General features: G+C 71.7%; 10 protein-coding genes. 2 read left to right on the top strand and 8 right to left on the bottom strand.

Annotated elements, in window-relative coordinates; translation table 11 throughout:
* Positions 1 to 56 precede the first annotated feature (56 nt).
* From P2424_RS15820 to pdhA, 5 genes are all read right to left on the bottom strand, one after another.
* Positions 57 to 1,379, bottom strand: a complete 1,323-nt coding sequence (locus P2424_RS15820; protein ID WP_276476373.1) for an MFS transporter — start codon at positions 1,377 to 1,379, stop codon at positions 57 to 59.
* Positions 1,376 to 2,083, bottom strand: a complete 708-nt coding sequence (locus tag P2424_RS15815) for a GntR family transcriptional regulator (protein WP_074998999.1) — start codon at positions 2,081 to 2,083, stop codon at positions 1,376 to 1,378. The genes P2424_RS15820 and P2424_RS15815 overlap by 4 nt, the downstream gene beginning before the upstream one ends.
* A gap of 271 nt (positions 2,084 to 2,354) precedes the next feature.
* Positions 2,355 to 3,881 (bottom strand): dihydrolipoamide acetyltransferase family protein, encoded by a 1,527-nt coding sequence (locus tag P2424_RS15810; protein WP_276476372.1) that lies wholly within the window; start codon positions 3,879 to 3,881, stop codon positions 2,355 to 2,357.
* Between the two features lie 13 nt (positions 3,882 to 3,894).
* Positions 3,895 to 4,899 (bottom strand): alpha-ketoacid dehydrogenase subunit beta, encoded by a 1,005-nt coding sequence (locus P2424_RS15805; RefSeq protein WP_276476371.1) that lies wholly within the window; start codon positions 4,897 to 4,899, stop codon positions 3,895 to 3,897.
* Positions 4,899 to 6,305 carry a pyruvate dehydrogenase (acetyl-transferring) E1 component subunit alpha gene (pdhA, locus tag P2424_RS15800; protein WP_276476370.1) on the bottom strand — a complete coding sequence of 469 codons (1,407 nt, stop codon included), beginning with the start codon at positions 6,303 to 6,305 and terminating at the stop codon, positions 4,899 to 4,901. Before pdhA ends, P2424_RS15805 begins: the two co-directional genes overlap by 1 nt.
* A gap of 395 nt (positions 6,306 to 6,700) precedes the next feature.
* Here pdhA and P2424_RS15795 point away from each other — a divergent pair, with 395 nt between their 5' ends.
* Positions 6,701 to 7,396 (top strand): response regulator transcription factor, encoded by a 696-nt coding sequence (locus P2424_RS15795; RefSeq protein ID WP_276476369.1) that lies wholly within the window; start codon positions 6,701 to 6,703, stop codon positions 7,394 to 7,396.
* 161 nt (positions 7,397 to 7,557) lie between these two features.
* Here the strand turns inward: P2424_RS15795 and P2424_RS15790 are convergent, their stop codons facing one another.
* Entirely contained in the window at positions 7,558 to 8,589 is a 1,032-nt protein-coding gene (locus tag P2424_RS15790) for a phosphotransferase (RefSeq protein WP_276476368.1), read from the bottom strand.
* A 123-nt stretch (positions 8,590 to 8,712) separates the two neighbouring features.
* Positions 8,713 to 10,335 (bottom strand): protein kinase, encoded by a 1,623-nt coding sequence (locus P2424_RS15785; protein ID WP_276476367.1) that lies wholly within the window; start codon positions 10,333 to 10,335, stop codon positions 8,713 to 8,715.
* 393 nt (positions 10,336 to 10,728) lie between these two features.
* Here P2424_RS15785 and P2424_RS15780 point away from each other — a divergent pair, with 393 nt between their 5' ends.
* A complete protein-coding gene (locus tag P2424_RS15780; protein WP_276476366.1) occupies positions 10,729 to 12,456 on the top strand; it encodes a protein kinase in 1,728 nt (575 codons plus the stop codon).
* A 113-nt stretch (positions 12,457 to 12,569) separates the two neighbouring features.
* Here the strand turns inward: P2424_RS15780 and paaN are convergent, their stop codons facing one another.
* Complete coding sequence (gene paaN, locus P2424_RS15775; protein WP_276476365.1) at positions 12,570 to 14,276, bottom strand: phenylacetic acid degradation protein PaaN; 1,707 nt, start codon at positions 14,274 to 14,276, stop codon at positions 12,570 to 12,572.
* Between the last annotated feature and the right edge of the window lie 150 nt (positions 14,277 to 14,426).

Raw genomic sequence — 14,426 nt, 5'->3', positions numbered from 1 at the left:
TCGCCCGCGCCTGCCGTCCCGCCCGCCGCCGTGCCGGACCCGTGGAGCCCGTCCGCTCACACGGGGACGTGCACCGCCTCCACCCGGCTGGCCACGACGCGCTCCCGCTCCCGTCGCACGGCGCGCGCCCGCAGCCTGGCGAACTGCACCAGGCCGAGGGCCTGCAGGACGAAGACGCAGGCGAAGGCGATCCGGAAGTTCTCGCCGGTCAGATCGAGCAGTACGCCCACAGCGAACAGCGTCGTCATGGACGCCGTGAAGCCCCCCATGTTGACGATGCCGGAGGCGGTGCCGTGCCGTTCGGGCGGATTGGCCGGCCGCGAGAAGTCGAAGCCGATCATCGAACCGGGCCCGCAGGCGCCGAGGACGACACACAGCAGCACCAGCAGCCACATCGGCGCCTGTCCGGGCCAGGCGAGGACCGCCGCCCAGGCCGCCGCGGTGGCGGCCACGGTACCCAGCACCAGCGGTGTGCGGGCCGCGTGGTGGCGTGCGATGACCTGCCCGTACACCAGACCGCAGCACATGTTGGAGACCACGACCAGGGTCAGCAGTTCGCCCGCCGTCCCCTTGTCCAGCCCCTGGGCCTCGACCAGGAACGGCATCCCCCACAGCAGCAGGAAGACCATGCCCGGGAACTGGCAGGTGAAGTGGACCCACATACCCGCCCGGGTGCCCGGTTCCCGCCAGGCCGCGCCGATCTGCCGCCGCACGAAGCCCGGTCCGGGCGCGCCGTCGCCTGCCCTGGGGACCGACGGCGGTTCGTACCCCTCCGGGTGGTCCCGCAGGCAGAAGAGCACCAGGAGCAGGATGACCAAACCACCCGCCGCGCTCCCGGCGAACGTCGGCGTCCAGCCGAAGTCGTCCAGCACCCGGGCCAGCACCAGCGTGGTGACGAGGTTGCCCGACATCCCGATCAGCGCGGCGACCTGCGCGATCACCGGCCCACGGCGCGCGGGGAACCAGCGCGCGCCCAGACGCAGTACGGCGATGAAGGTCATCGCGTCGCCGCAGCCCAGCAGTGCGCGGAAGGCCAGCGCGGTGCCGTAGCCGGACGCGAGCGCGAAGCCGAACTGGCCCGCGGTGAACAGCAGGATGCCCAGCAGCAGGACGCGGCGCGTCCCCCAGCGGTCCACCAGCAGGCCCACGGGTATCTGCATCCCCGCGTACACCAGCAGTTGGAGGATCGAGAAGCTGGAGAGTGCCGAGGCGTTGATGTCGAAGCGCTGCGCGGCGTCGATGCCGGCCACGCCGAGGCTCGTACGGAAGGTGACCGCGACGAAGTAGACCGCGACGCCGATGCCCCACACCCACATCGCGCGCGGGCCGCCCGGCGGATCCCCCGGCAGCCTGACCCCGGCGGACGGTGTCGCGGTCATCGCGGACCGCCCTGTCCCAGTCCGTACCCGCGCAGGTCCTCGCCGCGCACCAGATGGCGCACCCGGCTCACGTGCTGGTGCACCGCGAGCGCCGCCGCCTCGCTGTCGCCCTCGCGCAGGGTGCGCAGGATGTCCGCGTGCTCGGCGATGTTCTTGGCCACCCGGTCCGGGTGCGCGTGCATCACCGCGACCCCCATCCGGAGTTGGCGGTCCCGGAGCTGGTCGTAGAGGCGGGTGAGGATCTGGTTTCCGGTGGCCTCCACGATCGTGGCGTGGAAGCAGCGGTCGGCGGCCGAGACGGCTGCCAGGTCGCCGGTCTCCGCGTGGGCGATCTGCTCGGCCAGGGTCTCCTCCAGCCGGTCGACCAGCGGGCGTGAGACGGGCACGGCGCGGCGCACCGCGTGTTGCTCCACCAGCAGGCGGGTCTCCACCACGTCCTCGATCTCCTGCGCGGAGACCGGCAGGACCAGGGCGCCCTTCTTCGGGTAGAGCCGGATCAGGCCCTCGACCTCCAGCCGGAGCAGCCCCTCGCGCACGGGGGTCCGGGACACCCCCACCGCCTCCGCGAGTTCGCCCTCCGTCAGCAGCACCCCGCCCTCGTAGCGCCGTTCGAGGACGGCTTGCTTGACATGCGCGTACACCCGCTCGGCAGCGGGCGTACGCCGGGCGTCCTTGGCGGCCGAGGCAGGCGCGGGGGAGGTCATGCGCACACCTTAGATACAACACGCATGCCTGCGCAGACGCCATCCGCGATGTGGGACGGCGCGAATCCGGCGCCCGGAGGACGTCCGGGCGCCGGCACGCGAACGGGGGTGCGGGACAGTGCCCCGCACCCCCGGTGCGTTCGCTTCACGGCTCGCGGCCGCCGCGTGTCAGGCTCACCTCACGGCCACCTGGTCAGGAGCACGCCATGCCCCGCGTGGTCAGGAGCACGCCATGCCCCGCGTGGTCAGGAGCACGCCATGCCCCGCGTGGTCAGGACCACGTCATGAGCCGCTTGGGCCGCTCCAGCACCGCCGCGGTGTCCGCCAGCACCCTGGAGCCCAGTTCCCCGTCCACCAGCCGGTGGTCGAAGGAGAGCGCCAGCGTGGTGACGTGCCGCGGCTTGACCTTGCCCTTGTGCACCCAGGGCTGCTCGCGGATCCGGCCGAAGGCCAGAATGGCGGACTCGCCGGGGTTGAGGATCGGCGTACCGGTGTCGACGCCGAAGACGCCGACATTGGTGATCGTGACCGTGCCCCCGCTCATCGCGGCAGGACTGGTCTTCCCCTCGCGGGCGGTACCGACCAGCTCACCGAGCGCGGACGCCAGTTCGGGCAGGGTCTTGTCCTGCGCGTCCTTGATGTTGGGAACGATCAGCCCGCGCGGCGTGGCCGCCGCGATCCCCAGGTTGACGTAGTGCTTGCGCACGATCTCCTGGTGCTCCTCGTCCCAGGACGCGTTGACGTCCGGGTTGCGCCGGATCGCCAGCAGGAACGCCCTGGCGACCAAGAGCAGCGGATTGACCCGGACCCCGGCCAGGTCGGGGTCCTCCTTGAGCTGTCCGATCAGCTTCATCGTGCGCGTGACGTCCACCGTCACGAACTCCGTGACATGCGGCGCCGTGAACGCGCTGCCGACCATCGCCTGCGCCGTGGCCTTCCGCACGCCCTTGACGGGGATGCGGGTTTCGCGGGCGCCGGGGGCCGCGGGCTCCGGTGCCGCTTCCGCCACCGGTTCCGTCGCCGCGGCGACGGACGACGGTGCGGGAGTCGCGGACGCGGACGTCCGGGCCGGCGCCGCGGCCGCGTGCACGTCGTCGCGGGTGACGATGCCGTCCGGGCCGGTCGGAGTGACGGTGCTCAGATCGACACCCAGGTCCTTGGCGAGCTTGCGCACCGGGGGCTTGGCGAGCGGCCGCGGCCCGCCGGGCACGGCCGGGGCCGCGGCCCCGCTCCCGTTGCTCGCGGGTGCCGGAGCCGGCGCCGGAGCGGTGACCCGCTCCGCGGCCGGAGCCGGTGCCGCCGTGTCCGCCGCACCGGCCGCGGGCTTGCGCGGGCGGCGCTTGGTCGAACTGGCGCCGACGCCGTACCCGACCAGCACGGGCTGCCGGCCCTCGGGCTCGGCCTCCTCACCGCCGGCCTGCGCGGCCTCCGCCTCGCCCGCGACCTCGGCGGCCGCCGCGGGACCGGTCTCCATCGCCGGCTGGGCGGCGGAGGCGTCCCCGCCGCCGGTGCCGGTGGCCGGGCCACCGGTGTCGACGGTGATGATGGGCGTACCGACGTCGACCGTCGTGCCCTCGTCGAACCGCAGCTCGTGCACCAGCCCGTTGAAGGGGATGGGCAGTTCCACCGCGGCCTTGGCCGTCTCCACCTCGCAGACGACCTGGCCGTCGGTGACCGTGTCACCGGGCTGGACGTACCACTTGAGGATCTCCGCCTCGGTGAGCCCCTCACCGACGTCGGGCATCTTGAACTCGCGGACTCCGGCTGCCGCCTGTCCGGTCTGTGCGCTGTTGGTCATCGTCACGCTCTCCTCAGTACGCCAGCGCGCGGTCGACGGCATCGAGCACCCGGTCCAGGTTCGGCAGGTACTCGTCCTCCAGCCGGGCCGGTGGGTACGGCGCGTGGAAACCGCCCACCCGCAGTACCGGTGCTTCAAGATGGTAGAAGCACCGCTCGGTGATGCGGGCGGCGATCTCCGCTCCGGTGCCGAGAAAGACCGGGGCCTCGTGGACGAGCACGAGACGGCCCGTCTTCTCCACGGAGCGCTGCACCGTGTCGAAGTCGATGGGCGACATCGAGCGCAGGTCCACGACCTCCAGCGAGTTGCCCTCCTCCGCGGCGGCTGCCGCCGCCTCCAGGCAGACCTTCACCATCGGGCCGTACGCCGCGACGGTCACCGCACTGCCCGGCCGGGCCACCTGCGCGGAGTGCAGCGGCGCCGGGATGGCGGACGGGTCCACCTCGCCCTTGTCCCAGTAGCGCCGTTTCGGCTCGAAGAAGATCACCGGGTCGTCGCTCTCGATGGCCTGTTGCATCATCCAGTAGGCGTCCGAGGCGTTCGAGGGCGAGACACACTTGAGTCCCGCCACATGCGCGAACAGCGCTTCCGGCGACTCGCTGTGGTGCTCCACCGCACCGATGCCGCCGCCGTAGGGGATACGGATGACGACCGGCAGTTTGATCTTGCCCAGAGCCCGCGCGTGCATCTTGGCGAGCTGGGTGACGATCTGGTCGTAGGCGGGAAAGACGAAACCGTCGAACTGGATCTCGACCACCGGACGGTACCCGCGCAGCGCGAGCCCGATCGCGGTGCCGACGATGCCGGACTCGGCCAGCGGGGTGTCGATGACCCGGTCCTCGCCGAAGTCCTTCTGGAGCCCGTCGGTGACCCGGAAGACCCCGCCGAGCTTGCCGACGTCCTCACCCATGACGAGGACCTTGGGATCGTTCTCCAGCGCCGTGCGCAGCGAGGAGTTGATCGCCTTGGCGACGGGAAGCTTCTGGGCGGCCGCGGGGGCCGTGCCGGTGGCGGCCATCAGCGGCCCTCCTGGGAATCCGAGTCGGCGAACGAGGCGAGATACGAGGCGAACTGGGCGCGCTCCTCGTCGACCAGCGCGTGTCCGTCCGCGTAGGCGTTCTCGAAGATCGCCATGGTGTCGGGGTCGGGCATGGTGCGGATCGCCTCCCGCACATGCCGCCCCATGGCCTCGCTCTCCTCCTCCACACCGGCGAAGAAGGCGTCGTCGGCCAGGCCCGCGCGCTCCAGGTGGACCCGCAGCCGCTGGATCGGGTCCTTGGCCTCCCACGCGGTGCGCTCCTCGTCGGAGCGGTAGCGCGTGGGGTCGTCGGACGTGGTGTGGGCACCCATCCGGTAGGTGAACGCCTCGATCAGCATCGGGCCCTCACCCGTACGGGCGCGCTCCACGGCGGCCTTGGTCACCGCGAGGCAGGCCAGCACGTCGTTGCCGTCCACCCGCACCCCGGGGAAGCCGAAGCCCTGGGCCCGCTGGTAGATCGGCACCCGCGACTGGCGCTCGGTGGGCTCCGAGATGGCCCACTGGTTGTTCTGGCAGAAGAAGACCACCGGCGCGTTGTAGACCGCGGAGAACGTGAACGCCTCGGCGACGTCGCCCTGGCTGGAGGCGCCGTCACCGAAGTAGGCGATCACCGCCGAGTCGGCGCCGTCCTTGGCCACACCCATCGCGTACCCGGTCGCGTGCAGCACCTGGGAGCCGATGACGATCGTGTAGAGGTGGAAGTTGTTGGTGTTCGGGTCCCAGCCGCCGTTGTTCACCCCGCGGAACATGCCCAGCAGCATCGTCGGATCCACGTCGCGGCACCAGGCCACGCCGTGCTCACGGTAGGTGGGGAAGACGTAGTCGTCCGGGCGCAGCGCGCGGCCGGAGCCGATCTGCGCGGCCTCCTGGCCCAGCAGCGAGGCCCACAGCCCCAGCTCACCCTGCCGCTGCAGCGCCGTGGCCTCGGCGTCGAACCGCCGGGTCAGCACCATGTCGCGGTAGAGGCCCTGGATCTCCTCGGCACTCAGATCGACGTCGTAGTCCGGATGGGTGACGCGCTCGCCCTCGGGGGTCAGAAGCTGGACCAGCTCCGGCTCGGGCCGCCCGGGACCGTCGCCGGGGGCCCGGGTGCGGGCCTTGGCCTTGGCAGAGCCCTTCGCGGCGCTCTTCGCGGGGGCCTTACGGGTGGTCTTCCCGGTGCTCTTGGTGCTGCCGGTGCTCTTGGCGGCCGGCTTGCGGGACGTCTTCGCCGCCGCCTTGCGGGACGTACCCGAGGCGGTCGCGCCCTCGGGGGCCTCGGCCGTCCCGTTCGAGTCGGCCTTGCCGTTCCCGGCGGCCTTGCCGGTGGCGGCCTGGGTGGCGCGCTTTCCTCCGGTGCCGCTGCGGCGCGCGTCGCTCCGCGCGGCAGTGCTCTCCACGGTCACGTGTGCTCCTCCGTCTGTCCGGCCGCCGGGATTGCCGGTGACCTGGGGCTCCCCCACCCACTGGCGGGGGGAGGCTCGCCCGGTCCCGTGCGGCGCACGGGGTGGGAGCGTCGCGGTCGGCACCGGGCGGTGACTGCTGTCCCGGTCGCGGCCACGCTGTCCCGACCCCGGCCGGGACACCCCAGCCATGGCTGGCATCTCCATAGACGCACGAGGCGGCCCTGACCTGCAACTTTGCTCGGATATCCAAGTAAGAACGAGGAACCCCGAGCAATTGTGCGAAGAATCGGGACATCACTGGTCACGGCTTCGCGAGCCGCGGACCTCCGCACGGTAACCCGGGGTGCGGGAGCCCGGGAAGAGTGGAGAGCCGATCAATATGTGAGACTGAGAAAATGCCCGAAAGTGGACGAACGCGGGTATACCTGGTCGACGATCACGAGATCGTCCGCAGAGGCGTACGCGACATGCTCGCGGCCGACCCCGGCGTCGAAATCGCCGGAGAGGCCGGTACCGCAGCCGACGCACTCACCGGCATCGCCGCCACCCGGCCCGACGTGGCCATCCTCGACGTACGACTCCCGGACGGCAGCGGCATCGAGGTCTGCCGCGAAGTACGCTCCCGCGACGAGAGCGTGCGCTGCCTGATGCTCACCTCCTACGCCGACGACGAGGCGCTGCTCGCCTCCGTGGTGGCCGGCGCCTCCGGCTACGTACTCAAAGGGCTGACCGGCGGCGAACTCCTGCACGCCGTGCACCAGGTCGCGGCAGGCGTCTCGCTGCTCGACCCGGCCGACACCCGGCGGGTACTGGACCGACTGCGCGACCGCGGCACCGACGGCCCCCGGGACGAGCGGCTGGGCGCCCTCTCCACCCAGGAGCGCACGATCCTGACGCTGATCGGGGAAGGGCTGACCAACCGGGCCATCGGGGAACGGCTCCACCTCGCCGAGAAGACGGTGAAGAACTACGTCTCCGGACTGCTGGCCAAGCTCGGCATGGAGCGGCGTTCTCAGGCCGCCGCGTACATCGCGCGGATCCGCGCCACCGACAGCCACGACAGTCCCCGCGGCGACAGTCACCACGACTGAACCGCCCCCTCCGCGGGGCGGTCCCGGCTGCCGCGGTGCCCCCATCGGTTGTCCGCCCTGGTACGGCACCGTTGTCGGGGGCGTGCCCCCACTACGCAACGCACCCCGCGGAGAAGGGGAACGGACCCCGCGAAGAACGCCCCCGCGCAGGGGGCGGCGCGTCAGCCGCAGAACGCGGACCGTACCGCCGTGTAGTGACCGGTCCACCACACGACCAGCGCCGCAGCCGCCGGAAACTGCGGATCGGTCCGCACATCGCACAGCTGATAGCGCCAGCGCAGCATCCAGAAGTCGTTCAGCCGCTCCCACCACACCCGGTGCACGGCGGCGGCCAGCTCCGCGCGGGAGGCTCCCGCGGCTCCCCGGTAGGCACGGGCGAAGGCGCGCACCTTCCGCAGATCGAGGGTGCCGCCGGGGCGCAGGAAGAAGATCGCCGCACCGCGGACCGCCTCCTCGGCCCGCGGATGGACCCCCAGCCGGTCCCAGTCCAGGATCGCCACCGGACGGGGGCTGCGGCCCGGGGGCGCGTAGAGCAGATTGAGCGGATGGAAGTCCCCGTGCACCCAGCCGGTGAACCGGTCCGGGACGGCGGCGGGCCGCGCGTCCGCGTGGCGGCGCAGCAGCTCACGGCGCTCGGTGAGCCGGTGCTCGGCCAGCTCGTCGAAACTGTCCCGGCTGCGGCGGCCGCGGACCCGCTCCAGCAGCTCGCCGATCATGTCGTAGGTAGCGGCCGGGTCCGCGCTCTCGTGGCCGGTGCGCGGCGCCTCCGGCAGCGCCCGGGCCAGCCGGACGTGGACCCGCCCCAGCAGGGCGCCCAGCTGCCGGGACTGCCCCGCGGTCAGCTCACTGCCGTGCCGATGGGTGCCCTCGATCCACGGATGCAGCGCGAAGCAGCGCCCCTCGGCCACGGTGACGGTCCCGCCGCCGGACCCCGGCACCACCGGCACGACCGGCAGTCCCAGCTCGCGCAGCCGGTCCGTGGCACGGTGCTGGCGCTCGATCCGGCCGAGCGAGCCCGGTCCGTCCAGGTGGTGTTTGAGGAAGTAGCCGCCGCGGGTGGTCGTCAGTCGGTAGCCCCTGTTGAGCAGTCCGTGTGAGACCGGTGTGCACGAGAGGGGCTCCCCGACACCGTCGTACTGCCGCAGCAGAGAGTGGAGCGTGCCCTCCGTGAGGGCGGGGGAAGACGGCTGCACGGCCGCATCGTAGAGCCCCCAGGGGGCCGCGCGCCGCCTCGTCAACCCCCGGTGGACGCACCGTCAACCGAAGCTGACCAGCGGGTCCGCGCCCCGTCCCGGCGCAGGGCCCGGGCTCCGGCCCTACTGCTCGGTTCCGCTGTCGGTACCCGCGTCGCTCTCGCCGGCGCTGCCGCCGTCGTTGCCCCCGCCACCGCCGTCGGCGTCCCCGGTGGGCGGCGACTGGCTCTTCGTCGGCTTGCCGCCGCTGCCGCCGTTCCCGGAACCGCCCCCGTTGCTGCCGCTGCCCGTCTGGCTCGGGTCGCCCGTCTCGGAGGGCTGCGTCTCACTCGGCTGCGTGTCGCTCGGGTACGACTCGGACGGCCGGTCGGTCGGGGTCCAGTCGCCGTTGCCCTCGTTGCTGCCCGGCTGATCCTCCTCGGTCTCCGTCGGAGTGGACGAGGGCTTCTCGGAAGGCTTGTCGGTCTCCGACTGGGACGTGCTCGGGTTCGGCTTGTCCTGCTTGTTGTCCTTGGCGCCGTCGCCGCTGAGGGCGAAGAAGATCCCGCCCGCTATGGCGACCACCGCGAGGAAGGCGAACAGCGCGTACCGGACGCCCTTGCCGCCCCCGCCGCCCTTGCCGCCGCGCCGGGGCCCGCCGTCGAAGCCGCCGTCGTCCTCCCGGGCGCCCGCCGGCATCGGAGCGCCCATCTGGGAGGTGTCGGAGTGCGAGGGGTGCGGCCGGGCACCCGCTCCCGCGGCGCCCATCACCTGGGTGGCGGCCCCCTGGTGCGCCACCGGGCCGGTGTTCCACAGGCCGCCGGTGTGGCTGCCCTGCTCGTTCAGCATCTGGAGCGCGTACTGCGTCAGCCCGCGCATCTCCTCCGCGGACTGGAACCGGTCGTCCGGCTCCTTGGCCAGCGCCCGCATCACCAGGCCGTCCAGCTCCGGCGGGGTGCTGTCCGAGACCTGCGAGGGCAGCACCGGGTCGTCCTGGACGTGCTGGTAGACGACCGACAGCGGCGTCTCCCCGGTGAACGGAGGCCGCCGGGTCAGCAGCTCGTACAGCAGGCAGCCGGTGGCGTAGAGGTCGGAGCGGGTGTCGACGGTCTTCCCGAGGGCCTGCTCGGGGGAGAGGTACTGCGGGGTGCCCATCACCATGCCGGTCTGGGTCATGGTGTTGGAAGCGCCGTGCAGGGCGCGGGCGATACCGAAGTCCATCACCTTGACCGCGCCGCCCCGCGTGATGATCACGTTCGCGGGCTTGATGTCGCGGTGCACGATCCCGTGCTGGTGGCTGTAGGCCAGCGCCTCCAGCACCCCCGAGACGATGATCAGCGCCTGGTCCGGCGGCGGTGCGTCGGCGTTCAGCAGCAGATCGCGGATGGTGCTGCCCTCGACCAGCTCCATCACGATGTACGGGGTGATGTTGCCGCCGATCAACTCCTCGCCGGAGTCGTAGACGGCGACGACCGAATGGTGGTTGAGGCCCGCGACCGACTGGGCCTCGCGCGTGAAGCGGGCCTTGGAGACGGGGTCCTCGGCGAGGTCGGAGCGCAGCAGCTTGACCGCGACCGTGCGGCCGAGCCGCACGTCCTCGGCGCCGAACACCTCGGCCATACCGCCACGGCCGAGGCGGTGCGTCAGGCGGTACCTGCCGTCACCCACCAGGCCGTTGTTACCCCACAATTCCGGCGAATCGGGCAGGGAGCCGCCGCCCGTCGCGTCGGGGTCCGAAGGGCCCCCAGCGGCTTGCGTCTGTGCCATGAGTCCTCGCCGTAGATTCGAATCCGCGGACTTTCACGCGGTGGACACTCCCCCCGAGGAGGCTACAGGCACGCGGGGGGTGCAATGGGTGGGACGGAGTACCGAAGCCAACGAGCGGTCATCCAACAAGCTCGGAAGCAGCCCCGCAAGTCGGTCTCGGAATCGCGCCGGACCGCCCCCGCACACACCCTGTCCGCGCCTGCCGAGAGACACCCTCTAGGCTCGTGGAACGCTTCGGGGCGGCGCTCGCGAAGGGCTTATGCGCATTCGGTCACGGAACGGGCAACCAACTTGACGTGACCGAACCCCCGGGCAAACTTGGGCCAGTATCAGGGTCAGGGATCACTCAACGTACCTGCACGGGGGCAGCGCCGCCGAGGGGGAAGCAGTCAGATGAGCGACGACGGCGCACAGGCGGCCGGCAACTACTTGGGCCGCATGGTCGGCGGGGGGCGCTTCCAGCTCCGTTCACTGCTCGGCGCCGGCGGGATGGCCTCCGTATATCTCGCCTACGACTCCGTGCTCGACCGGCAGGTGGCCGTCAAGACCCTGCACACCGAGCTCGGCCGGGAACAGTCCTTCCGCGAGCGCTTCCGCCGCGAGGCGCAGTCGGTCGCCAAACTGACGCACACCAACATCGTCTCGGTCTTCGACTCCGGCGAGGACGAGATCGACGGCGCCCTGGTGCCGTACATCGTCATGGAGTACGTCGAGGGCAAGCCGCTGCGCACGGTCCTGGACGAGGACATCGCCCAGTTCGGGGCGATGCCCGCCGAGAAGGCGCTGAAGATCACCGGCGATGTGCTGGCGGCCCTCGAGGTCAGCCACGAGATGGGCCTCGTGCACCGGGACATCAAGCCCGGCAACGTGATGCTCACCAAGCGCGGTGTGGTCAAGGTCATGGACTTCGGCATCGCCCGGGCCATGCAGTCCGGTGTGACCTCCATGACACAGACCGGCATGGTCGTCGGCACCCCGCAGTACCTCTCCCCCGAGCAGGCCCTCGGCCGCGGGGTGGACGCCCGCTCCGACCTGTACTCGGTCGGCATCATGCTCTTCGAGCTGCTCACCGGGCGGTTGCCGTTCGACGCGGACTCGCCGCTGGCCATCGCCTACGCGCACGTCCAGGAGGAGCCGCCCACACCCTCCTCCATCAACCAGTCCATCCCCCCGGCCGTGGACGCGCTGGTCGCCCGGACCCTCAAGAAGAACCCCAACGAGCGTTTCCCCTCCGCCGAGGCCATGCACGACGAGGCCAACCGGATCGGCGGCTCCGGGGTCGCCTCCGGCGCCTCGCCGATCATCATCAGCGGCGGACCGCCGGCCAACAGCGGTGCGGGGGTCGGACAGGCCGTCTTCCCGCCGGTCGACGCGAACTCCCAGCCCCAGCAGGGCGGAGTACAGACCCCCTACCAGCCGCAGGGGCAGCCGGGGCAGCAGCCGGGTCCGTACAACAGCGGGGGCTTCGGCCCCTCCACCCCCCCACCCCCCACCCAGACCTCCCCCGCGCCGGGCTACGGATACCCGCAGTCGCCCTACGGCAGCGGCGGCCCCTCCACTCCGCCGCCCTACACGATGAACGCAACCGGCTCCGGCCCGGGCAACGGCGGCTCGGGCAAGAAGCCGTCGGCCGGTGCCATGGCCGGGTACGGCCTGGCCGCTGTCGCCGTCGTCGTCGCCCTGGTCTTCGTGATCATCGGGCTCACCGACAGCGGCGGGGAGGACCCCGACCCCAAGCCCACCGCCAAGCCGAAGCCCACCCAGAGCGCCGACCCCGCCGGCAACTCCGGGGACAGCGGCGACGAAGGCGGCTCGGACTCCGGCGGCTACAAGGGCCCGGACCCCAGCCGCACCATCGACTCCACCCGCTGCACCGACGCGACGAAGTCCTACAGCGACAAGAGCAAGATCATGGTCCCCGAGCTGACCTACAAGGACCTCACCTCGGTCAAGGCGTGCCTGCGCGCCGCCGGGTGGAAGCTCGGCGAGGTGACCACCGAGGACGAGAACGTCTGGGGCAAGAACACCGTCCTGGAGCAGACCCCGGACTACCTCGACGACTTCGACCCGGACAAGGACAAGATCGACCTGACCGTCTCCACCGGCCAGCCCGCGGACTGAGGTCCGCCCGAAGAGCCGGGGTCCGTACGACGACAAGGGCCCGCGGTCCGCGGTCCGCATCGACTCAACGCCTTCACATGCCCCCGGGTGTCCGCCACCCGGGGGCATGCTCGTCAGTCCTCCGCCATCCGCCGCACCTCCACCACGCGGAACCGGCCCGAGACGAAATCCCCGTCGCACAGCGTGCAGTTGGCCGCCGGGTTTCCACCCGAGCCGTGGAAATCGCTGAAGGCGGCCGTCTGGTTGACGTAGATGCCCCCCGTGAGATTGAGCGAGAGCTGCGCGGGCTCGTCGAAGCACACCTCCTCCAGTTGCCGGGCCACCTCGGAGGAGGTGGTGTATCCGGCGACCGTCATGGCGCCCTTGGCCTGGAGCGTGTGCCGCAACAGCTCCAGAGCGTCCTCCGTGGAGCCGACAGCCACCGCGAAGGAGACCGGGCCGAAGCACTCGTCCTGATACGCGCCCTCGGACTCCGGCTCGGTGGCGTCCAGCTTGACGATCGCAGGGGTGCGCACCGTGGCGTCGGGGAACTCCGGGTTCTGCACGCTACGGGAGGCCAGAGCCACCTCCCCCAGCGAGGGCGCCGCCTCCAGCCGCGTGCGCACCTGCTCGTTGACCAGGGCGCCCAGCAGCGCGTTGGCCCGCGCGTCGTCACCGAGCAGCTTGTCCACCGCGGCGGCCAGATCGGCCACCACCTCGTCATAGCTCCTGTGGCCGGACTCGGTGGTGATGCCGGCCGACGGGATCAGCAGGTTCTGCGGCGTGGTGCACATCTGGCCGCTGTAGAGCGACAGCGAGAAGGCGAGGTTGGCGAGCATGCCCTGGTAGTCGTCGGTGGAGTCGATGAGGACCGTGTTGACACCGGCCTTCTCCGTGTGGACCCGCGCCTGGCGGGCGTGGGACTCCAGCCACTCGCCGAAGGCCGAGCCCCCGGTGTAGTCGATCACCCGGATCTCGGGCCGGACGGCCAGGTCCCTGGCGAGGCCGTCACCCTCCGCCTCGGCAGCCAGCGCCACCAGATCGGCGTCGAACCCCGCCTCCGCGAGGACCTCGCGGGCGATCCGCACCGTCAGCGCGAGCGGGAGCACGGCCCGCGGGTGCGGCTTGACCAGCACGGCGTTCCCGGTGGCGAGCGAGGCGAAGAACCCGGGGAAGCCGTTCCAGGTGGGGAAGGTGTTGCAGCCGATCAGCAGCGCCACACCGCGCCCGGCGGGGGTGAACTCCTTGGTGACCCGCAGCGGGTCACGCTTGCCCTGCGGCTTCTCCCAGCTGACCCGCGCGGGGGTGCGCACCTGCTCCGCGTAGGCGTAGGCCACCGCCTCCATACCGCGGTCCTGCGCGTGCGGACCGCCCGCCTGGAAGGCCATCATGAACGCCTGGCCGCTGGTGTGCATCACGGCCTGCGCGAACTCCGGGGTGCGGGCGCTGATCCGCGCCAGGATCTCCAGGCACACCGCGGCGCGCACCTCGGCCCCGGCCTTCCGCCAGGTCGGCAGCGCGCCGCGCATGACCGGCAGCAGGGCGTCGACGGCTCCCTCGTCCATACGCGGATAGGAGATACCCAGCTCGGGCCCGTACGGCGACACCTCGGTGGCCACCCATTCGCCGGAGACCGGCTGGCCGGGCAGCTCGAAGCGGCTGCCGCACAGCGCGTCGAAGGCCGCCTTGCCCTGCTCGGCCGCTCCCTCGCCGTACGCCTTCGGGTGCTCGGGGTGCGGGGTCCAGAACTCCCGGCCCGCGATGGCTTCCAGTGCGCGGTCCAGGGTGGGGCGGTGGGTGTCGACGAGCTGGGCAGTGGTCGTTCCGATACCGGTGGTCACGCAGGACCAACTCCTCGCTGAGCTGGGACGGGATGCGGGGTGGGCACGGCGTTGCCGGAGCCGCTCACCTGGTAGATACTGCTACCGAACGATCGGTCGGTGCAAGGGGGCCCGGGAAGCTGTGGAAAACTCCGCTCGGCAGCACGCGCG

This window comes from Streptomyces sp. WMMB303, assembly GCF_029351045.1.
GTDB lineage: Bacteria > Actinomycetota > Actinomycetes > Streptomycetales > Streptomycetaceae > Streptomyces.
The sequence above is the reverse complement of the archived record's forward strand: the minus strand, read 5'-3'. Positions and strand labels throughout refer to the sequence as shown.